The organism is Corallococcus sp. BB11-1 (assembly GCF_026626625.1).
Taxonomy (GTDB): Bacteria; Myxococcota; Myxococcia; order Myxococcales; family Myxococcaceae; genus Corallococcus; species Corallococcus soli.
In genome coordinates this window covers 240,880-260,409 of record NZ_JAPNJY010000022.1, presented here as the reverse complement: position 1 = coordinate 260,409, position 19,530 = coordinate 240,880, and the positions used below count along the sequence as shown (strand labels likewise).

Annotated in this window: 16 protein-coding genes and 1 pseudogene; 11 read left to right on the top strand and 6 right to left on the bottom strand. The window is 64.8% G+C overall.

Going from position 1 to position 19,530, the window contains the following annotated elements:
* Positions 1-217 precede the first annotated feature (217 nt).
* Positions 218-820 (top strand): serine hydrolase domain-containing protein, encoded by a 603-nt coding sequence (locus tag OV207_RS17775; RefSeq protein WP_267556356.1) that lies wholly within the window; start codon positions 218-220, stop codon positions 818-820.
* Positions 777-1,055, top strand: a complete 279-nt coding sequence (locus tag OV207_RS17770; RefSeq protein ID WP_267556355.1) for a serine hydrolase — start codon at positions 777-779, stop codon at positions 1,053-1,055. The genes OV207_RS17775 and OV207_RS17770 overlap by 44 nt, the downstream gene beginning before the upstream one ends.
* Before the next feature lie 178 nt (positions 1,056-1,233).
* Here the strand turns inward: OV207_RS17770 and OV207_RS17765 are convergent, their stop codons facing one another.
* From OV207_RS17765 to OV207_RS17745, 5 genes and pseudogenes are all read right to left on the bottom strand, one after another.
* A complete protein-coding gene (locus tag OV207_RS17765; RefSeq protein WP_267556354.1) occupies positions 1,234-2,394 on the bottom strand; it encodes a serine hydrolase domain-containing protein in 1,161 nt (386 codons plus the stop codon).
* 200 nt (positions 2,395-2,594) lie between these two features.
* Positions 2,595-3,470 (bottom strand): sigma-70 family RNA polymerase sigma factor, encoded by an 876-nt coding sequence (locus OV207_RS17760; RefSeq protein ID WP_267556353.1) that lies wholly within the window; start codon positions 3,468-3,470, stop codon positions 2,595-2,597.
* Positions 3,457-3,918 (bottom strand): carboxymuconolactone decarboxylase family protein, encoded by a 462-nt coding sequence (locus tag OV207_RS17755; protein WP_193347670.1) that lies wholly within the window; start codon positions 3,916-3,918, stop codon positions 3,457-3,459. The genes OV207_RS17760 and OV207_RS17755 overlap by 14 nt, the downstream gene beginning before the upstream one ends.
* A gap of 277 nt (positions 3,919-4,195) precedes the next feature.
* Positions 4,196-4,315 (bottom strand): annotated as a pseudogene (locus OV207_RS17750) (integrase core domain-containing protein); the annotation flags it as partial.
* An 89-nt stretch (positions 4,316-4,404) separates the two neighbouring features.
* Positions 4,405-7,320: a cell wall anchor protein gene (locus OV207_RS17745; RefSeq protein WP_267556352.1), complete on the bottom strand. Its 2,916-nt coding sequence runs from the start codon at positions 7,318-7,320 to the stop codon at positions 4,405-4,407.
* A gap of 667 nt (positions 7,321-7,987) precedes the next feature.
* Between OV207_RS17745 and OV207_RS37665 the strand changes: the two genes are divergently transcribed.
* The 4 genes from OV207_RS37665 (at position 7,988) to OV207_RS17725 (ending at position 11,761) form a co-directional block, all read left to right on the top strand.
* Positions 7,988-9,247: an integrase core domain-containing protein gene (locus tag OV207_RS37665; RefSeq protein WP_324291540.1), complete on the top strand. Its 1,260-nt coding sequence runs from the start codon at positions 7,988-7,990 to the stop codon at positions 9,245-9,247.
* A gap of 189 nt (positions 9,248-9,436) precedes the next feature.
* Positions 9,437-10,345, top strand: a complete 909-nt coding sequence (locus OV207_RS17735; protein ID WP_267556351.1) for a hypothetical protein — start codon at positions 9,437-9,439, stop codon at positions 10,343-10,345.
* Between the two features lie 264 nt (positions 10,346-10,609).
* On the top strand, positions 10,610-11,287 hold the full coding sequence (locus tag OV207_RS17730) for an HNH endonuclease (protein ID WP_267556350.1): 678 nt from the start codon (positions 10,610-10,612) through the stop codon (positions 11,285-11,287).
* 174 nt (positions 11,288-11,461) lie between these two features.
* On the top strand, positions 11,462-11,761 hold the full coding sequence (locus OV207_RS17725; RefSeq protein ID WP_267556349.1) for a hypothetical protein: 300 nt from the start codon (positions 11,462-11,464) through the stop codon (positions 11,759-11,761).
* Positions 11,762-11,973: 212 nt separating this feature from the next.
* Here the strand turns inward: OV207_RS17725 and OV207_RS17720 are convergent, their stop codons facing one another.
* Positions 11,974-12,201: a hypothetical protein gene (locus OV207_RS17720; RefSeq protein ID WP_267556348.1), complete on the bottom strand. Its 228-nt coding sequence runs from the start codon at positions 12,199-12,201 to the stop codon at positions 11,974-11,976.
* 1,447 nt (positions 12,202-13,648) lie between these two features.
* Here OV207_RS17720 and OV207_RS37660 point away from each other — a divergent pair.
* Genes OV207_RS37660 through brxC form a run of 5 tightly spaced genes read left to right on the top strand, consistent with a single transcriptional unit; the run spans position 13,649 to position 19,525 of the window.
* Complete coding sequence (locus tag OV207_RS37660) at positions 13,649-14,026, top strand: excisionase family DNA-binding protein (RefSeq protein ID WP_324291539.1); 378 nt, start codon at positions 13,649-13,651, stop codon at positions 14,024-14,026.
* Complete coding sequence (locus tag OV207_RS17710; RefSeq protein ID WP_267556346.1) at positions 14,023-14,589, top strand: BrxE family protein; 567 nt, start codon at positions 14,023-14,025, stop codon at positions 14,587-14,589. Before OV207_RS37660 ends, OV207_RS17710 begins: the two co-directional genes overlap by 4 nt.
* Positions 14,586-15,371: a BrxA family protein gene (locus tag OV207_RS17705; protein ID WP_267556345.1), complete on the top strand. Its 786-nt coding sequence runs from the start codon at positions 14,586-14,588 to the stop codon at positions 15,369-15,371. Before OV207_RS17710 ends, OV207_RS17705 begins: the two co-directional genes overlap by 4 nt.
* On the top strand, positions 15,368-15,943 hold the full coding sequence (locus OV207_RS17700) for a BREX protein BrxB domain-containing protein (protein WP_267556344.1): 576 nt from the start codon (positions 15,368-15,370) through the stop codon (positions 15,941-15,943). The genes OV207_RS17705 and OV207_RS17700 overlap by 4 nt, the downstream gene beginning before the upstream one ends.
* 12 nt (positions 15,944-15,955) lie before the next feature.
* Positions 15,956-19,525, top strand: coding sequence for a BREX system P-loop protein BrxC (gene brxC, locus OV207_RS17695; protein ID WP_267556343.1), 3,570 nt, complete (start codon positions 15,956-15,958; stop codon positions 19,523-19,525).
* The last annotated feature ends 5 nt before the right edge of the window (positions 19,526-19,530 follow it).

The following is a 19,530-nucleotide window of genomic DNA, read 5'->3' as shown; positions in this document are numbered from 1 at the left end:
AGCGGCGCGGGGCCCTCCCCCCGTGTGTCAGGGAAGCTGTCGCCTCGGCGGACTCGCCGAGCTGAAGCTCTGGGGCGGCGCAGCCTCGGCATGCGTAGCGCGGCGCCGTCCCACGCGCGCTCCGGCGACGCCGCGAGACGTTGGGCGACCGGCACCCCACGCGCCGCGCGGGCCACCGCATCCTCCTTGGGGTAGCCCCTCTCTCGGAGGAACGTCCATGCGTGCCGTGCTCCTGCCCTGCCTCATCCTTCCGCTGTCCCTCGCACAGGCCCAGAGCCTCCAGGTGCAGCCCCACATCTTCCAGGCGCGCGACGGTCGCGGCGTTCAGGCCGAGCCAGGCACCCTCACCGTGCCCGCCGCTGCGCTACCGCCGTTCGCCCAGGTCATCGAGCGCGAAGTGCCGGCCCTCATGAAAGAAGCCCGTATCCAAGGCGCGGCCGTGGGGCTGATTGTCGGAGGCAAGCTGGTCTACGCCAAGGGCTTCGGCTTCGCGGACCACGCGGGCAAGGTGCCAGTGACGCCCGACACGGTGTTCGTCGCTGCCTCGCTGGCCAAGCCGATCGCCAGCTGGGTGACGATGCGTTTGGCCGAGCAGGGGCGCGTGCAGTTGGATAAGCCGGTGGCCGATGTGCTGTCGCCGTGGCCGCTGGCGCAGAGCCCGTTCGACCCTCGCCTGATCACAATCCGCCGCCTGCTGTCGCACACCGCAGGCACGACCTTGGGCGGGTATCAGGGCTGGCTCGACTTCAAGGAGCTGCCGAGCGCAACTGGCCCAGATGTACACACCTGCGGAACTGAGCACGCCGCGCGCGCCCGATGAGGGGGGCTACGGCCTGGGCCACTACATCGAACGCCTCGGCGATGGCAGCACCGCCGTCGGTCACGACGGACGCAATCGGGCCGGCTTCCGCGCCCATTTCTTGATGCGTCCGCTATCCGGCGACGGCATCGTCTTCTTCAGCAACTCCCGCAGCGGCCTGGCTTTGGACCGCGTCGTCTGCCTGTGGGGCGCCGACGTGGCCAAGGTCGATCCGGTGACGACCTGCAAGAAATAGCGTTGCGTTCTACCTGTGCCCGAATGCGCGGCGCTCACCGCGCCCGGACCCACCATCCGCTTCACCCTCTGGGACTTGAATCCATCCGTGTACGGCACTGCCTCCTGCCTGCTCTCGCCCCCGGGGCGTGGTCATCCCGGCCGCTCAGCAGAGGCGACAACTTCCCTGACACAGGGGGCTAGCGACCCTGCATGGATTCGACCCTGTCAAAGAGGGGCGCCAGCGCGCGTTCCATGGCGTTGGCGGTCGCATCGCCGCTCTGGTTGGTGATGATGAACACCCCCAACTGATACTTCGGCACGAGGTAGAGATAGCATTGCGCGCGAGGCACGCCGCCGTGATGCACGTAGTGGGTGCCCAACTGGCTGCTCTGGCCGATGTTCCAGAAATAGCCAATGCTGAAGTCCTCCGCGAAGCGCACCAGCGGCTTGTGTGACTCTGTCACCGCGGGATGGTTGCTCAACTGCAAGCGCAAGTACTTCACCATCTCCGGCATCGTCGCCTTCAATGCTCCCGCCGCGCCCCAGGGCAGGAGTGGCATCGGCGTGGTGCCGACCGGGTTGTCGCTGTGGTAGCCAGGAGCCAAGCGGTTGGCGTCCTGGGCACGCAGGCGCAGCCACGTGTCGTGCATACCGGCTTCCCGCGCCAGGAACTCCGCGAGCAACGACTCGTAGGGAGCCCCGTGGATCTTCTCGAGGGTGTGCGCGACCAACTCGGTGCCGGCGCTCGAGTAAGCATAGTCCTTGCCAAGCGGGCCCTTGATGCTGACGGTGTGCAGGTCCTGCCAGAACTGCGGCTGCCCGTAGTCCGCATAGGCGGCATTGAGCTTTGCCGGGGTGGCATGCGCGGTGAAGTCCCTCAACACCTCATTCACTTGCAGTGGCAACATCCCCGGCATGCCGCTGGTGTGTGTGACCAGGTGGCGCAGACGGACCGGCCCGCCGTCTGACTGAAGGTTCGGATAGGCGGACGGCAGATACTTTTGTATCGGGTCGTCGAGGGTCGCCTTGCCTTCGAGGACAGCGTTTGCCAACAGCAGGCCGACGAAGGTCTTGCTGACCGACCCTATCTCATAGAGGGTCGAATCATCGGGCGGATTGGACCTGCCGGTCTCCAGCTCACCCCGGTGCAGGATGAACTCCTCGCCGCGATAGACCACTGCGATCGACGTTGCGTGCAGCAGTCGTGATTGCAGCAGGGTCGTCGCGGCTTGGTTCATGGCCGTGGGGATATCGCGGGCGGGTGCAGGGCCCGTCGTCTTGCAAGCGGCGAGCACCAGCATCATTCCAGCAATGGTTACGGAGCGTTTTTTCATCAGGCGCATAAAGGGGATGGGCACTCTCGCAGGCCCCCCAGGCCGGAGCCAGGCCGAAACGGCCGTAACGGAGGATGGCACGAAACGGTTCGATTGCATTCGCGTGGCACCCGTTCGGATGCAGGCGGAGTGAGACGGACGGTCCAGGAGGGGGGATGTCCGCGGATTTGGCCACGAGCTTCTGCGGTCCATCTTGCAGGGGTCGTGGTGCGTGCCGACGCCTCCTACGACGCGCCCACCATCGCGCGACGGATGCCCTTCAGCTTGTCGGGGTTGCGCGTGACGTAAATGGCGACGATTCGGCCGTCCTCGATGGCGAAAGCCGTGGTCTGCAGCATTCCATCCGGATCCATCGTGACGTACGCGGGCAGGCCGTCGATGGTGCCTTTGTGCACGAGCTGCGCCGAGCCGACGGCTGGAATGCGCCACACCCGCTCGAAGAAGCGCACCAGCTTCTCTCGCCCGTAGATGGGATTGGGGACCGCCTTCGCCTTGCCTCCGCCATCGGCGTACAGAATGGCGTCCTGGGCCAGGAGTGCCTGGAGCGCCTGCGTGTCACCGCTTCGCGACGCGGCATGGAACGCCGACGCCAGCTCGTGGCCCTTCTCTTCCGTCACGGGGAAGCGGGGCCGGGCCTCCTGCACGTGGGCTCGCGCCCGGCTGGCGAGTTGGCGGCAGGCCGCAGGGGCCCGGTCGATGGTCTTCGCCACGGCCTCGAAGTCCTTGCCGAACACGTCGTGCAGGAGGAACGCGGCCCGCTCCAGCGGAGACAGGCGCTCGAGGGCCATCATCAGGGTCAGCGTCAAGTCGTCGCCCTCCACTGTCTCGATGATGGGCTCCGGGAGCCAGGTGCCCACGTACTCCTCGCGGCGGACGCGCGCGGACTTGAGGACGTCCAGGCACAGGCGCGTCACTGTGCGGACGAGTACGGCCTCGGCGTCCCGCACGGCGTCGCGGTCCGTTTGGTGCCAACGGAGGTACGCCTCCTGCACCACGTCCTCCGCCTCCGCGACGATGCCCAGCATCCGGTACGCGATGCGGAGCAGGCGGGGGCGGAGCGGGTCGAAGACGTCCGCGGGATTTGAACTAGGCGGCTTCACTGCGAGGGTTCACCGGGTGCACGGCTCGGAAGCCGAGGACGAGCCGATTCGCGGTGTTGATGACACCAATCATGAGGGACAGCTTCACGATCTCCTCTTCGGTGAAGTGCGGTTTGAGCGCAGCATAATCCTCATCCGGGGCATGGGTTGTGGCGATGAGCGTCAGGGCCTCGGTCCAGCCCAGGGCAGCGCGCTCGCGCTCGGTGTACAGCGGGGACTCACGCCACCCGTCCAGAAGGTAGATGCGCTCCTCGGTTTCTCCATGGGCGCGGGCGTCGCGGGTGTGCAGGTGGATGCAGAAGGCGCAGCCGTTGATTTGGGATGAACGGATTTTGACGAGTTCGCAGAGGCTCGGCTCCAGTCCGAGCGCCTCCACCTTCTTGCTGAAATCCAGCATGAGGTTGAGGGCGTCAGGCGCGACCGCGAAGGCATTCATCCTGGGCTTCATTTGTAGGTCCTCGTTTTGGGGGGCAAAGCGCCCTTCCATCCCCAGGACGACGCAGCCGATGCCGCGTGTGACATGGCCATTTAAAATGCCAAAAAGAACCCGGGATGCGCCCCGGACAAGGACCGTGAACGACGTACGGAATTGCCTGCCTTCGACTTCTCCACCTCAAGGAGGTCGAGCGGTTTGTCGCGGATGCCGAGCCCGGCCGACAACAAGTGCTGTGCCAGTCGAGAGGCGTAGCTGAGACAGTGGAGTTGCCCCCGTCAAATCGGACAGCTCAAGGTTGAGAGTTGGCAGTACGGAACTCGCGGGGTGACTTCATCTTGAGGCCCCGGTGAGGGTGGCAGCGGTTGTAGTCGTCGAACCAGGCGGGCAACTGCGCCAGGACATGGGCTGCCGAGCGCGAGCTCCCAGCTCGGAACAGCAAGGCCGGCCATGGGGACGTGCCCCACGACCGGCCTTGCTCCTCGGCGTGCCGACGCGGTCCTACCGCAGGGGCACGCGCTTGAGCCTGAAGGGCGAGGGGCTCTCGCTCATCGTGAAGTAGCTCGCGCCGTTGGCCTCGTACTCGATCGCCTCACCCTGGCCCTCGGTGGTGTCGGTCAGCGTGACGGGCGTCGCGAAGACGGCCGACTCGAAGCCAAGTCCCGGCGTCGCACGGAACTCGTAGACAGTGCGGTAGGTGCGAAGGAGGAAGCGATCCGCGCATGGGTGGATCGCCGCCGCGGTCGCGGCCGAGAAGTTGGCGTCTCCGTTCAGCGGCAGCTGGATCGTGTGGAGGTGGATCAGCGTGGCCTGCACGCCCGGCGTCAGCGGCTGGGGGAACTTGTACACGCCGCTCTGCCCCGTGCCCCCGTTCTTGGTGACGACGTAGATGTCCCCGGTGGTGGGGTGCACCATCAGCGACTCCGCGTCCTTCGCGCCGTCCGGATAGACGAACGGGAAGGCCTCGGCGACGAGCCCCCCCGAGGTCTGGCCGTTGGCGAGATCCGGCTCGGGCACGCGGTAGATCGTGAACGACGTGGGGCTGCCACCCGGAGGGAAGTTGGCGCTCCACTTCCCGATGTCACCGATGAAGATGCACGAGCCGCTCGGGCAGGGCCCGGTTGCGAGGTCCTCCCAGTCGGCCGGCGTCACGTTGGTCACGTTGAACGTGCCGATCGTGCTCGCGTTGAGGGTGTTGATCGCGACGATCGCGGTGGTGTCCTCGTTGTGCACGTAGAGCGCGTTGCCGACCACGCGGCTCGCGGCCAGGCCCGACGGCTCCACGATTTCCGGCGCGGTCACGGTGCCCTGGAGCGTGAAGGTGCTCGCGTACGTGTCGCCGACCATGCAACTGGGGGCGTTGGCGGCGCGCAGGACGATCACGTGCGCGGTGTTGGTCTGCACGAACGCGGAGCTGCCGGAGAGGCCCGTCTGGAGGCCCGGCGCGGTGAGCGACCGGTAGGCCGCATTGAAGAGCAGTCCATTGGTGTGACCCAGGCACGCGTCGAAGGCCTCGGTGAAGCCGAGCGGCGGCTCGATGCCGGTGGCAGGGCAGGTGGCGTCCGGCCAGACCTGTGAGCCGTACCAGACGGCGAGGCCACCCGCGCTGCCGGTCACCACGTCGGGCACGGTGAACGACGCGGAGTCGCCGTTCTTCTGGCCTGCGTGCACGTCGATTGGCTGGATCGGATCGACGCCGCTGAAGGCCTCCACGCTCCCCGCCATGTGGGTGGTCGCGTCCAGTCCGAACGCGTAGCTCGCGGGCTCGGAGGCGCCCGCGACGCGGTAGAAGATCCAGGTGCGGATGGCCCAGGCGCTCTGCTCCGAGCGCAGGAACGTCCAGCCGGCGGGCGGCGTGACGGTCGCGGAGATGTTGTTGCGCACGGTCACCCGCGCGATGAGCGCGTCGTTGGCCTCGGTCCCCGACGGCTTGGGGATCGACAGCGAAGCGATCGACAGGCCGCTGTGGCGCGAGCTCCCACGCAACGCGACCCCCGAGGACGGTGCGACCTCGGCGCGGCGAAGGGCGACGACCTGCGCGACGTTGGTCTCGGCGAACGTCGAGCTCCCGTTGAACGGTCCCTGGAGGCCGGCACCGGCGAGGGGCATGAAGGCGGCGTTGAAGACGAGGCCCTGGGACGAGGACACCAAGCAGGTGTCGTAGGTCTCGGCGAAGCCCACGGGGGGCTCGATCGCCGGGGTCGGACACGCGGCGCCGGTCCACGCCTGCGCGCCGAACCAGACGGCAGCCCCGCCCGCGGTCGAGGTGCTCAGTTGCGGCGTCGTGAAGGCCGTCGAGCCGCTGTTGCTCTTGCCGGCGTGCGTGTCGATCGGGTTGGCCGGATTGACGCCGGCATACGCCACGAGGTTGCCGACGAGGTTGCTCGCGATGGAACTCTGGAACGTGTGGCTCGCGGGCTCGCTGGCGGTGGCGACGCGGACGAAGACCCAGCTGCGGATGCTCCAGGTGCTCATGTCGGTGCGCACCAGCGTCCAACCCGCAGGCGGGGTGAGCTCGGCGCCGATCTGGTTCCGGTTCGCAAGGTGCGCCAGCAGCACGTTACCGGCGGCGACGCCCGTAGGGGTCGAGAGGGTCAGGCTGGTGACCGTCGTGCCGCTCGCGTGCGTGGTGCCGACGAGGGTGATCTCCCCGGTGGCCGGCGGCTGGAGGGGACGCAGCACCACCGCGTGCGTGATGTTGGTGTTGGGGAGCGTGGAGCTGCCGGTGAAGGCGGGCTGGGCACCTGCGGCCCCGAGCTCCGAGGTGGCGGCGCTGTGCAGCACGCCGCGCGACGACGAGACGAGGCAGGTGTCGAGCTGCTCGGTGAAGCCCGTCGGAGGGGTGTGGACCGCGGGGCACGCGGCGCCTCCCCAGACCTGGGCCGAGAACCACACTGCGAGGCCGTTCGCGGACGACGTGGTGGCGACGGGCAGCGCGAGGCTCGCGCTGTTGCCATTCTTCTGGCCCACGTGCACGTCGATCGGCTGGAGCGGATCCGCGCCCGACACCGCGACCAGGGTGGCCGCCATGGAGCTGGCGAGGTCGAGGGTGAAGGTGTGACTGCTCGGCTCGGCCGCGCTGGCCACGCGGAGGAAGAGCCAGGACTTGATGGCCGAGGCGCTCTGCTCGGAGCGCAGCAGCGTCCAGCCAGCGGGTGGGGTGGCGACGGCGGCGACGGCCTCGCGATTGCTCAGCTGCATCACCAGCACATCTCCGGCGGCCGTACCGACGGGGGTGGGGATGGAGAGGGTGGTGGTGGCCAGGCCGCTCGCGCTGGTGGTTCCTCGCACGGAGAGCGTGGAGAGGCCCTGGGCCGTCGTCGCATCCAGTACGTCGTCGGGCTCCGCGAGCTCAGTCGTTCCACAGGCGGCCATCAGTAGGGCGGCCGTGAGCCACAGACTTCGGAATGGGGTCATGGGGTTTCGATCGGGTGTCGACTCACCGGACTGGAGGACCGGGAATCGGCCATGTGAATGACCCCGAAGTGCGAAGCGCAATCGACTGTCATGACACGGGAAAGCTGCCGTGAAACGGTCGGGATTGTCGGGTGTCATCGAAAGAAGGTGGCAGTCCTGTCCATGCGGTCACGCGGAGTACTTGGAGAACGCGAAGCCCCAAGATATCTGCGCACGGTGCAAGGGCCGAAGGGCGGTCGGCACCCCGAGGGGTGGGCCTCCAGGCAAGCCTCGTGACCGTGGCTGTGACCGGCTCGTGACGTCAGCAGAACGGTGCTGACATCTGCGGAGTCTTGGCGCTCTCGGAGGCTCTTGGGGCGCTCCGGACCGGAGTGCCGTCCACCTCGCGTGGCAGGCAAACACCCTCCGTGAAACGGTGGCGGAGGCGGCTGATCCGAGGCTTCCGACGGGGGTGGCTACCGGAAATTCGCGTCCAGTGCTGCGTCAACGAACGCGTCAGTGTATGCACGGTACTGCGAATGGGACCCGAAGAGTGTAGGGACTCCAGAACATGCGGGTGCTGGAAGGGGGGCGGTGGGGGGCGTGACTGTCTCTAAGGTGCCAGGTGGCGCGTGCCAGGGCGTGGCAGAATTCTGGCCTGCCAGCTACGGTCGGCAAGAATGGCAAGATGCGGGTCTTCGTGAAGGCGCTGGTCGAGACGATGCGCTCGGCCCTGCGGAGCCGTTCGGAACTGGCGCTGGAGAACCTGGCTCTTCGCCAGCAACTCGCAGTCTTCCGTGAGAAGCGCCCATCCCCGAGGCTTGCCCGGGGCGACCGCCTCTTCTGGGTCGTTCTCCAACGCCTCTGGCAGGGGTGGCGGAGGTCACTGTTCCTGGTGCAGCCGGCGACAGTGGTGAAGTGGCATTGGATGGGCTTTCGGCTCTTCTGGCGCTGGAAGTCTCGGCGTCGGGTGGGACGTCCTCGGGCAACCCTGGAACTGAGGGCGTTGATTCGGCGCATGGCCGAAACCAACCCGATCTGGGGTGCCCCGCGCATTCACGGGGAGTTGCTGAAGTTGGGGATGGAGGTAAGCCAGACAACGGTCGCCCGGTACATGCCCAGACCGGGAAGGGGAGCGCCGAAACCGTCATCATCATGGCGGAACTTCTTGCGCTTGCATCTGTCGGAGTCTGCGGGGATGGACTTCTTTGTCATTCCGACTGCGACGTTTGGAGTGCTGTCGGGATTTGTGGTTGTGAGTCACCGAGACAGGCGAATCCTCTACCTCAATGTGACAGCGCACCCGACGGAAGAATGGATGAAGCAGCAGTTGCGAGAGGCCTTTCCCTGGACCAGTGCTCCGAGGTACTTGCACCGAGATAGGGACAAGCTCTACTCGGAGGGCGTTCGCGCCACGCTTACCCATTTTGGGATTCGCGAGGTGCCGAGTGCAACACGGTGTCCGTGGCAGAATCCCTATGCGGAGAGAGTCATCGGCTCGATACGTAGGGAGCTGCTGGACCATGTCGTCGTCCTGAACGAAGCCCACGCCCGGCGCCTGCTGCGCGAGTACCGGCGCTACTACAATGCGAGCCGGACGCACCTGTCGCTCGGGAAAGATGCGCCCGAGACGCGTGCGGTGCAGGGCCCAGAGCATGGAGCCAAGGTGATAGAGCTACGGGAAGTCTTCGGGCTCCACCACAGGTACGAGCGCCGCGTAGAGTCTCGGTCTTTCCAACAACATCCTCGTAGACCCGCGCGTGCTGCGCCAGCCTACCTGTGTTCGCAGGAAGGGCGGGGAGTGTCCACACGCAGGCAGAGAGGTGTTGAGGCGTCTGGGCTGGGCGTAGCTCCGACCTCTATCAAACGGAAGGGAGGACCAGCGGCTCGTCATGCGCATCGCTCACTTCATGACGCGCGTTTTGACGCAGCCTTGACGTACTCATGACGCAGCGACTGAATTTTGGGTAGGCACAAGTACTAGAACTCCTTTCAAAATCCGCTGGGGCTCTGTCAACCCGAGGGGCGCTCCCGCTCTGTTGCGGTTTCTAAAGGAAATCTAAGCTAGGAAGGGAATTGCTTGCGGTATATTTGGTGGCCAATCCCTCGAAAGGGCTCTCTCGTGACGAGTGAAGAAATGGCAAAGCTGATCATATCGACGGGAGCCTATGAGCCCGTGAAGGTTCTACCGTGCCCGAAACACCTGCATGATTTGGCGGCACATGGGGGCGTCGTCGTGCTCGGGCCCAACAGTTGCCAGGACAATGCTTCGGCCATGGCTACCGAGCTATGGAGGCGGGGCGAACGGGAATGGAGTATCGTTGCTGGCCTATCATTGGTGCCGCTCCATCCCAGAGTCAATCGTCCAGAGTTGCCGCGAGTTCATGTCTGGCTCTCTGATGGAGCAGGCGGGTACTTCGACCCAACTTATGAGCTTACATGGGAGGAGCTGTCGCTGGATCGCGTTCGATACTTCCTTGGTAGTGGGCTTCGGCACCCCGCTGCGGAACTCCCGCAGGGTGTCCTGACGAAGATGGCGCAGCGTGCGCATGCAGATTCGCTCCTGACACAGGCCACCAAGTTTGCTGCGGATCACGGTTTACCCTACTTGGAGGGCTTCGGAGGGGATCCACCTTTCTTTGAGGTTTGCTTCACTCTCAAGAGCCGGGACGGCAAGCTCGTACGCAAGTATGAGAACTGCACGTCCAGTCTCTTCGAAATAAAGAGTGCCCTGGGCCGGCTTGATGGCGGCGTGTGCACAGAGCTCTTCGTCCATGGAGACGATTACTGTCATCAGCCGTCAGTCTGGATTTGGGGTGGGAACGAGGGACGTTACGTTGTTGAAGTTCAGGACGAGGAATACAGCCGGGTGCCGACTCTGCATCCCCTATTGAAGGGGCAGGCGCGTGTGGTGCGGAGCGACGGTGCCGAGGAGGTTGAGGCTTCTAACATCCTCACCGTTCATGAGGTGTTCTCGTATTTGGAGCGCTATTGCCTAAGCCGTGGGAAAGCCCACGCAACCGATCCTGTCGCACAGGATGAGTGACGGATCAGCGAGTATTCGACGGGGGGTAAGGAGAGGGTTATGCGCAAATCACTGGGAGGGACGTCGGGGAAAGCCTCTGGCGCGTCAAGGCGTACCTGGGAGCTGCCGGAGACGAGGGCCTGTGGCGGCGCCTCGCCGGGGACGCCCCAAAAGGCTCGCTCCCAATTGTGGCTCGACCCGGCTGGAAAATAGACTTTCTGAAGTGAGTCGTGCAGTGCGTGAGTGGGCAGGTGAGCTATGTCGTTCGGCGAAGGAGGCGCATCGGTGGCTGGTCTGCGGTTTAGTCGCAATGAGGTGGTGCTCTGCACCTATGCCGCTCGCTTCAACGGCGACGACTTCGGTGGCGTCGAGGCAATCCACTCACTTGAGGGACGTAGCCGTGACTCCATCCACCTCAAGGTCCTGAACATTGCAGCCATGCTGGACGAGAAGGGGATCGCCCGGGAGAGTGACGTCAGTCCCCTCAGTGGCCTACCGAAAGGCCAGCAAGGGCGAAAAACGAACTGGGATATTGTGGCGGAGTTGGTTGGTCTCTCGCGAACCGAGCACTTGGTCGAGTGCCGCCGAGTCTTGGAGCGACAGGCTGCTCTTCCCGGCGAGTTGCCCGTCGGCGAACCGTTCATCGAGGGCACGGCGCGACAAGTGCTCGTCAACCGCTATGAGCGTGACCCTGCGGCCCGGCGAGCATGTATTGCCCACTATGGCCCGGCGTGCGTGGTGTGCGGGTTTAGCTTCGCTGCTGCGTATGGCCCGCTCGCCGAGGGGTTCATCCATGTTCATCACCTGAAGCCACTGGCGGAGATTTGGGCAGCGTACATTGTTGATCCGGTCGCGGACCTGCGGCCGGTTTGTCCGAACTGTCATGCGGTGATCCATCTGGGCGGGGAAACGCGGAAGGTAGAGGATGTGAAGCGTTTGCTCGATCAGAGGCGTCGCGCCTAATACGAACTGGTCACTTCGGGTCTTCCACAAGGAAAATTTTCCGCAGAGAAACGCCGGGAGACAGGGGAAAGTGACCGGGTAGTATTAGTGGGGTGGCGGCATTGGGCGTCGCGCTAGAGTCTACCGGGCCGGCTATCAACAGAGCCGCTCAGGGCTCTGTTCCGGAGGAAATAGGTGAGAAATCTCGAGCAAGAAGAGGCAGAGGCCAAGGAGAGGATGCGGCGAGAACTCCTGCCTGTGGTGCTTGAAGAGATTGGTTTGACTGGATTGTATATGACGGATGGCCTTGCTCGGCCGATGGCTGGAGTGTTGGCCGGTCTGATTGCGCAGGGTGGCGTGGAGGTGATTCACCTTAATGTTAACCATTGGGTTGGTGTTCATGCCTATTTGACGCATGCGAAGTATGATTTGGTGAAAGGTAAGTTGGAGAGTATGGCGATGGCTAGGTTTGGTGACGGAAGCATCTCGAGGTAACCGGTAGAGTCCAAGGTGGACTCATCGAAAATGGCGCCTGGGGTCCAGGTGGGCCGCCACGAGGGAACCAGCCTTCAGCCTCCTTTCGGCCGGGTGCGGTGGAGGCTCGGCGCGACAAGGGACGAGTCCATGTGAGTGGCCCTTTGCGCGCCAGAGAGTGTCGACTGGCGCGCCGGTTTCGGTGAGGCAGGTTGGGGTGGCTACGCTGCTTCCTAGAAGGTGATGGCGTGTAGGTGGACGAGGACCTCGTTGCCCGGCCAGCCGAGAAGAAGGTCAAACGGCCCGACGGCGAGCAGCGGTAGGTGCAGCACCATTCCGTCACGAAGCACGAGGACGAGCGGCTTTCCGATGGAGGAAAGGGCGTGGATCCGCGACGGGCCTGTGTGCAGGTGCGGCCTTCGCTCGCTGTCCTCCCATGGCGAGTTCAGGGAGATGGACATGCGCCATCCCCATGGTGCGCCTCACCTCCGTGGATCAGCGGGCCGGTGTGGGGCGGGTTGCGGCGGGCTTCTGCGCGGGGCCTCTGGACGGCTCAGCACAGGCGTTGGCGACCGCGGGCGCATCCTCGGGCCGTCATTCCTTGCCCAGCAGGAGCCACGACGGCGCGCGGGCAAGAGCAGCGAGGCGGGGCAGGGGGCCGGGCCGAGAACTCGGCCAAGAGCTTCTGAGAGTCTTCTCGGAGAGTCTGCGCGCGACGAAATCACGAGTACCCAGTAAGGACTGGGGGCGTTTCGCTCTCTCGGTTAACAGATACGAGGGGGCGCGGTAGCCTCAAAAGGCTCCGAGCCGTCTTGGAAACAGGGAAGAGAAGCAACCCTGGAAGGTACGACATCGAAAGCCCTGGATTATTAGAATCGGTCGCCCGAAGTGGTTAACAAAGCTGTTAACCACTCTCGGCCTCTCTCTCCCCAAAAACGGGTGAAAGAGCGATCCAGAGAGCCCAATCAGTGGCGGAGGAGAGGGGGCGTCTCGCTCTGCGGGGTAGAGGGACGAGAGCGCCCTCTTCAGCACCGCGAGCCAGAATCCCTTGGGATTCAGGAGCTTAAGCACGAAGGCCCCGCGATGTCATCGCGAGGCCCTTGTTAAACAAAAAGGGCCTTACCGGTTGGTAGGGCCCTTCAAGTAGCTCCCCGAGTGAAGCCCTGCGCGAACTCGTTCTCGGCTTCTCTCCGAGAGGACTCAAACTCTCTGATGGGCCGAAAACCAAGTAGTATTCAGCGGTTTCAAGGAGGGGGCTGGTGGCGCACTTCAATCGGGGCCGATTGAACCTCCGCGAACTTTACTCCCTGTGTGCCCAAATATCATTAGTAAAGGGCCGCTGTCAGCTTTCCACCCACAGTCGGTGAGATGGGTGGAAGTCGCATGGCTTCGCGGTGCGCGTGGGCTCGAGGGCGAAGCACTGAGGTGGGGGAATGTCGTATGCTTTCAAGGCGCGCGCAGGCTCTAGGCCGAGGCGCGCTGTCCAGGTGGCCTCGTGGCCCATCTCGGCCGGTCCGGCCAGCGTCCACAGCCTCCGCAGGCGGTGTCGAGCCGACCGCGCCAAGTTGCCGCTGCCCCAACTCGCGGCTGCATGTTGCGTGGCCCGGCCCCCTCTGCTGGGCAAGGAGGGCTTTTCGTTGGGCGCCACGTACTCCGAGAGGTTCTCCTGGCAGACGCTGCTCCCGAGGGGCCCCTGGAAGGACGCTCGTAGCCGCGCCCATCCGGGAGGCGTATTGGGCACTCCGGCAGCAGCCGATATTATGACGGGGCACCGGCATTCCGTAAGTGTTCGCCGCCCCCCGTTGTGACAGGGTGTCCACTGAAGCCGGGCAAGCTCACTCCAGCTCCAACTGGAAGCGGTGGACGGTGTGGAGCTGCTCAGCGAACGCGCCCTCCGAATTGTGGCCCATGCCGGGAACTGGGCGGCGCCGCGGGCAGCTTGGCGGGGGCTGTTGGGGTAGGTTGATCTCTTACCTTTGTTGTTTTTCGACTCTAGTCGAGCCTTTGGGGCATAGCTTGGTCCGGCTACCCTGCCCCAATGCGCAAGGGGCTTCACCCGACCGGAGCGAGTCGATGACGACAGGCCCTTGGGCCTCGGTTGAGGACGTCGCGAGGCACCTTGGGGTAGCGAGGGACTCGGGTTACCGATCAATCGAGACGCGCAGCTTGCCTACCCACAGGATAGGCTCCCTCTGGGAGTTCAATCTGTCCGAGGTCAACGAGTGGGTCCGTGCTAGTGGGGCCGACGCTCACAATGACGGTGCGGACAAGGGGGAATCTCGATGACAGCGCCTGCGATCGACCTCGACCGTCTCTTGAAGCTTCGCCTTCTGGTCGCGCGATTCGGCGAGATGGATCTCGCCAAGTGGTGGAATTCCAAGGGCCAACTCGGTCGCCTCGGCGCCGCCGCGCTTCGGCGAGGCTTCCCGCGCACTTACCGCTTCGCCCAGGCCCGCTCCGTCTTCGCTGTCGCCGCGCATCGCTGCGCAGAGGTGTTCGATCCCCCTGGCTGCGTGACCCTGTGGCGACTGCCAGAGGCTACAGAGGAGGAGTTCGACGCACGCTGGGAGTACTGGCTCGACAACGCAGCGGACTGGGCTGCGTTTTTCGAGAAGCTCGAAAGCATCCAGGGCAATGATCTCACCGCGATCCTGCGCGCGTTCGAGGTCGTGAGTGACCGCGACGTCGATGCCTACGCACGCCTTCGCCGCTCGGCGGAAGGCCGCGCAGTGCCGCTGCCCGGGCTATTCTCCGGAATCGACGACGACGTGGCGCTCCTCGCCCTTGGTTTCGCCCGTGGCGAGCCTAGTGCGCCGGCCGTCCCCTACGCACGGAGGGCGGAAGCGTGACGTCGTCCTTGCGCGCGAACGTCGCGTCGTCCTTCACCGTGGTGAAGGGCGCGATGATCGAAGAGACCTACGCCGTCTTCGCGGCGTGGGACTTTGAGCGCTCAAAGCGCGCGAACCTCGATCGCCTTCGCCACGAGAATTTCATCGGCGCGAGCAGCGCGACCTGGCTGCGTGACGTCGCCAAGGTACTGAACCGCCGCTTCGATCCCGCTGGACACGACAAGCCTCTTGTGCTCCTTGCGAAGCATGGCTTCCCGCTCGACGAATGGAAGCCCCTCTTGCTCTGGCACATGACGCGCGACGAGTTCCTCGTTCGCGACTTTATCGAGACCTGGCTCTTCTCCGCCTACGACGGCGGCACGTTCCGCGTTCGCACCGAAGATGTCGAGGGCTACCTCGGAAGCATCGCCAATCGCGGAGCGACCACCGAGCATGCGTGGTCGGTGCAGACGACGAAGCGCGTCGCGGCGGGCCTGCTCAAGATCGCCGTGGACTTCGGCCTCTTGCGCGGCTCCATCACCAAGGAGTTCGTCTCATTCCACCTGCCGGAGAAGAGCTTTCTCTACCTCCTGCACGCGATGCGCGACGAGAAGCTGGCCCCCAGCAAGGTCGTCGCGTCGCCCGAGTGGCGCTTGTTCCTCATGCGCCCGGCCGACGTCGAGCACGAACTTCTACGTCTGCACCAATACCGCAAGCTCGAATACCAGGTCGCCGGCAGCCTCGTGCAGCTCTCTCTGCCCTGCACGAGCACCTGCGAGTACGCCGAGAGGATGGTTGCGTGAGCGACCTCGAACACCGCATCAAGCAAAGCCTCGAGCCGGTTCTCAAGCTGCCCGATCCCCGGCAGCGCATCAGCGCGTACCACGACATGCCGTACGCTCTGTTCCGCTATGACCCGGACGACGAGTTCGACCTGCGCAAGCAGGTGACGCTGCTGGAGACGCGTCTGTCCCAGCAGGGCAAGCGCGTGAAGCGCATCTCGCTCGCCGAATGCCTCGACGATGCGATGCGCTCGCAGCGTTCACTCGACGAGTGGTTCGCTGCCGAGAGCGAACAGGGCGTCGAGACCATCGTCGAGACGGTTCACTCCGTCCTATCGGAGTACGCGCCACTCGTCGAGCTCGTCGCTGCACGCATGCCCGAGGACCCTGACCCACTGCGCGACATCGTGTTCATCTTGCGCACCGGGGCGCTCTTCCCCATGTACCGGACCTTCTCGCTGCTCGAGCAGCTCAAGGGCCGCGTTCATGTTCCGAGTGTTCTCTTCTACCCGGGCGACCTCGATGGCGTGGCAGGCCTCCGTTTCATGGGCGTGCTCGACGCGGAGCACAACTACCGCCCGAAGATCTTCTGAGGACTACCGACGATGACGACGTCCATACCCATCAAGACGCTCTTCGCCAACGACATCCACCGTCGCATCGAAGAAGTCATCAAGGTCGACCAGACCAACGAAGAGATCATCCGCGACGAGATCAACGAGTACGTCGTCACGGACGCGATTCGCTCGCACTACACCAGCATCTTCGACGTGTACCGCGAGACACCAAACAAGCCGCACGATGGCATCGCCATCTGGGTCTCGGGCTTCTTCGGCTCCGGTAAGTCGAGCTTCGCCAAGATGCTTGGCCTCTCGATCGAGAACCGCACCGTCGCGGGTGAGTCCGCGGCCGAGCGTTTCGCCGAGCGCGCGGGCGACAAGAAGCTGTCCGTTCTACTGAAGGCCATCAACGAGAAGATCCCGACCCACGCGGTCATCTTCGACGTCTCGACCGACCGCGGTATCCGCAGCGGCAACCAGACGCTCACCGAGATCATGTACGGGCTCTTTCTCCAGAGCCTCAGCTACGCGAAGGATCTCGACCTCTCGGAACTGGAGATCGAACTCGAAGCGCGCGGCGAACTCGAGCGGTTCAAGCAGAGCTACGCAAAAAAGTTCCCCGGGCGAGAGTGGGACAAAGAGAAGGGCCGGCTGGCGTTTGCCTTCAACGAAGCGAGCGTCGTGCTCCACGAAATCGACAACAACCGCTTTCCATCCCCCGACTCCTGGTGGAAGGCTGCGAAAGGAAAGAACGACATCACGCCGGGCAAGTTGGCCGAGCGCGCGGGCGAGCTGATGAAGCGCAGGAAACCTGGCCACGCGCTCATGTTCGTGGTCGACGAGGTGGGCCAGTTCGTTGCGCGCGACGTCCAGAAGATGCTCGATCTCCAGGCCGTCGTGCAGAACCTCGGTGTGAAGGGCCGCGGCAAGCACTGGGTCGTCGTCACGTCGCAGGAGAAGCTCGGCGAACTCGTCTCCGGCCTCGACGACAAAAGGATCGAGCTGGCACGCCTGATGGACCGCTTCCCGCTGCAGGTCCACCTTGAGCCGTCGGATATCTCCGAGGTCACGAGCCGCCGCGTGCTCTCGAAGAACTCCGGCGCGCAGGCAGCACTCGGGAAGCTCTTCGACGAGCACCGAGGTCGGCTCACCGAGCACACCCGTCTCACAGCCGACATCAAGCTTCCCGAGCTGTCGCGCGAGGCCTTCATCGACCTCTACCCGCTGCTGCCCTATCAGATCGATCTCATCATCCAGGTCGTCTCAGGCCTCCGCACGCAGGGCGGCGCGAGCAAGCACGTTGGCGGCGCGAACCGCACCATCATCAAGCTCGCGCAGCAGCTCCTCATCAACCCGGCAGTGAACCTCGCCGACGGAAAGCTCGGGGACCTCGTGCGGCTCGATCAGGTCTACGACCTCGTCGAGGGCAACATCGGCTCGGAAGTACGTGCGAAGATCGCCGCGATCTCGAAGGAGCTGAATCACCCGCTCGCGCAGCCCGTCGCCAAGGTCATCTGCCTCCTTCAGTACGTGAAGAGCGTCCACCGCAGCGCGGAGAACATCGCGGCCGCTCTCCACCGGAGCGTGAGCGGCGACTCGCAGCTCGCCTCGGTGAAGGAGGCGCTCCGCGAGCTCGAGGCGGCCCACAAGGTCCGCCACGGCGACGACGGCTACCGCATCCCGACGCCCGCCGAGGACGACTGGGAGCGCCTGCGCAACGGCATCAGCCCGAAGCCCGGCGACTCGCACCGCCTCTACTCCGAGGTGCTGTCGGGGTTCTGGCAGCCGCAGCCGTCGCACACGCTCTTCGACACCAAGACCTTCAAGGCAGGTCTCGCCATCCACGGCCGCGAAGTGACGAGCGGCGACATGATGTTCCAGGTCCACCTCGCCGAGGACGGCAAGGAGCTGGAGTCGCTCGCCGCCGAGCTGCGCACACGCAGCCAGCAGGAACGCAAACACGTCTTTTGGGCCATCGGCCTCACCGACGCGATCGACCGCGAGACCGTCGAGCTGTTCCGCGGCAAGGAGATGCTCGCGAGGAAGGAGCGAGACGTAAAGGGCGAGGACACGCCCGCCCTCATCGCCGAGGAGCGTGTTCGCCTGCGCCGCCATGAGGGTGAGCTTCGCCGCCTCCTGCGCGCGGCGTGCCTCTCGGGCCACATCTACTTCCGAGGCAACGACCGCAGTCCCACCGACCGCGCCGTCGACGCGGGCAAGACCGCCGCCGAAGTGCTCGGACAGGTGCTGCCCGAGGTGTTCGACCGTTTCAAGGAAGCCGCCGCCAAGGCGACGGACGTGAAGAAGGGCACCGACGCGCTCTTCACGGCCGAGAACCTCCAGGGCCTGCCGAGCGTGTTCGGCGGCCTCGGTCTCCTTCGAGACGAGAAAGGCAAGACCGTCTTCCGCACTGAGAGTGGCCCGCTGAAGGAAGTGCTCGACCGCATCGAGGCGCGCGCCAACTACGGAGACACCGCGAGCGGCCGCTACCTCACCGACGAGTTCGCCAAGGAGCCGTTCGGCTGGGACTTCGAGGTCGTGCGCCTGGTGGTGCTCTCGCTGCTTCGCGCCGGCAAGATCGAGGCGACCAGCAAGGGCCAGACACTCGATACCGTCACCGGTGTCGAGGCGCGCGACACCTTCTCGAACAACAACCTGTTCCGGCAGGCGTCGTTCCGCCCGAAGAAGGGTATCGAGTTCGAGGAGCTGGTGAAAGCCTCCGAGGCCTTCCGCGACACCTTCGGCAGCGAGGTGAAGGAGCTGAATGCCGGAGCCATCGTAGCCGAGCTTCGCAAGGAGGTCGCGCGCAACGAGGACACCGTGTCGTCCGCTCTCGCGACGCTCACTACGCATCGCCTGCCGGGCGGCGCGGTTCTCGAGGGAGCCATTGGCCAGATGAAGGCCATCCTCCGGGGCTCCGAGGACAACGCCATCGCGACGTTCAACACGAGCCACCGAGCCGTCAAGGACGCCATCAAGCGTGCCGTCGAGCTCGAGCAGGTGCTTAACGATCCTCGCCTCCATGACCTCGAGAGCGCGCGCAAGGCGCAGGCGAGTCTCTGGAACTTCCTGAGCCAGGAGTCAGACATCTCCGATGCCCTGCGCACCCGCGCGGCGGCGCTCGAAGACCTGCTCGCCCGCGAAACGTTCTTCAAGGAGCTTCCGACCATCGAGCAGCACTCTAAGGCTATCGAGGCCGAGTACACTCGCCGCTTCGACGATGCACTGGAGGCACGCGCCACCGCCTATGAGGACGCATTTGATCGGTTCGCCAAGGCGTCGGCCTGGCTAAGTCTCACCAAGGAAGACCGGGAACGCCTCCAGCCAGCGCGAGATCGCCTCGTCGCATCATTCGAGCTGCTCCGTAAACGGGATGTGGAGCCGGTCCCAATCCCTCAGCTGCGGTCGGATCGCGACGCCTGTGAGGGTCGCCTCCGGGCCGCGCTCGCGGAGCTCAACCGGCTCATCGACGGCGAGCGCGTCGTTACTATGAGCGTCGCGAGCTACTTCGCCGGCGGCATTGAGTCCGAGGATCAGCTCGATGCGGCGCTCGACGGTATCCGCGAGGAGTGCGCCCGCCTCATCGGTGCTGGCAAGAAGGTCTTCATTCAGTAGCGCGC

What these genes read in the sequence shown, in the direction of transcription:
- OV207_RS17775 (WP_267556356.1), top strand. Translation starts at nt 218, where the DNA reads ATGCGTGCCGTGCTCCTGCCCTGCCTCATCCTTCCGCTGTCCCTCGCA.
- OV207_RS17770 (WP_267556355.1), top strand. Translation starts at nt 777, where the DNA reads ATGTACACACCTGCGGAACTGAGCACGCCGCGCGCGCCCGATGAGGGG.
- OV207_RS17755 (WP_193347670.1), bottom strand. Translation starts at nt 3,918, where the DNA reads ATGAAGCCCAGGATGAATGCCTTCGCGGTCGCGCCTGACGCCCTCAAC.
- OV207_RS17745 (WP_267556352.1), bottom strand. Translation starts at nt 7,320, where the DNA reads ATGACCCCATTCCGAAGTCTGTGGCTCACGGCCGCCCTACTGATGGCC.
- OV207_RS37665 (WP_324291540.1), top strand. Translation starts at nt 7,988, where the DNA reads ATGCGGGTCTTCGTGAAGGCGCTGGTCGAGACGATGCGCTCGGCCCTG.
- OV207_RS17735 (WP_267556351.1), top strand. Translation starts at nt 9,437, where the DNA reads ATGGCAAAGCTGATCATATCGACGGGAGCCTATGAGCCCGTGAAGGTT.
- OV207_RS17720 (WP_267556348.1), bottom strand. Translation starts at nt 12,201, where the DNA reads ATGTCCATCTCCCTGAACTCGCCATGGGAGGACAGCGAGCGAAGGCCG.
- OV207_RS37660 (WP_324291539.1), top strand. Translation starts at nt 13,649, where the DNA reads ATGCCGGGAACTGGGCGGCGCCGCGGGCAGCTTGGCGGGGGCTGTTGG.
- OV207_RS17710 (WP_267556346.1), top strand. Translation starts at nt 14,023, where the DNA reads ATGACAGCGCCTGCGATCGACCTCGACCGTCTCTTGAAGCTTCGCCTT.
- brxC (WP_267556343.1), top strand. Translation starts at nt 15,956, where the DNA reads ATGACGACGTCCATACCCATCAAGACGCTCTTCGCCAACGACATCCAC.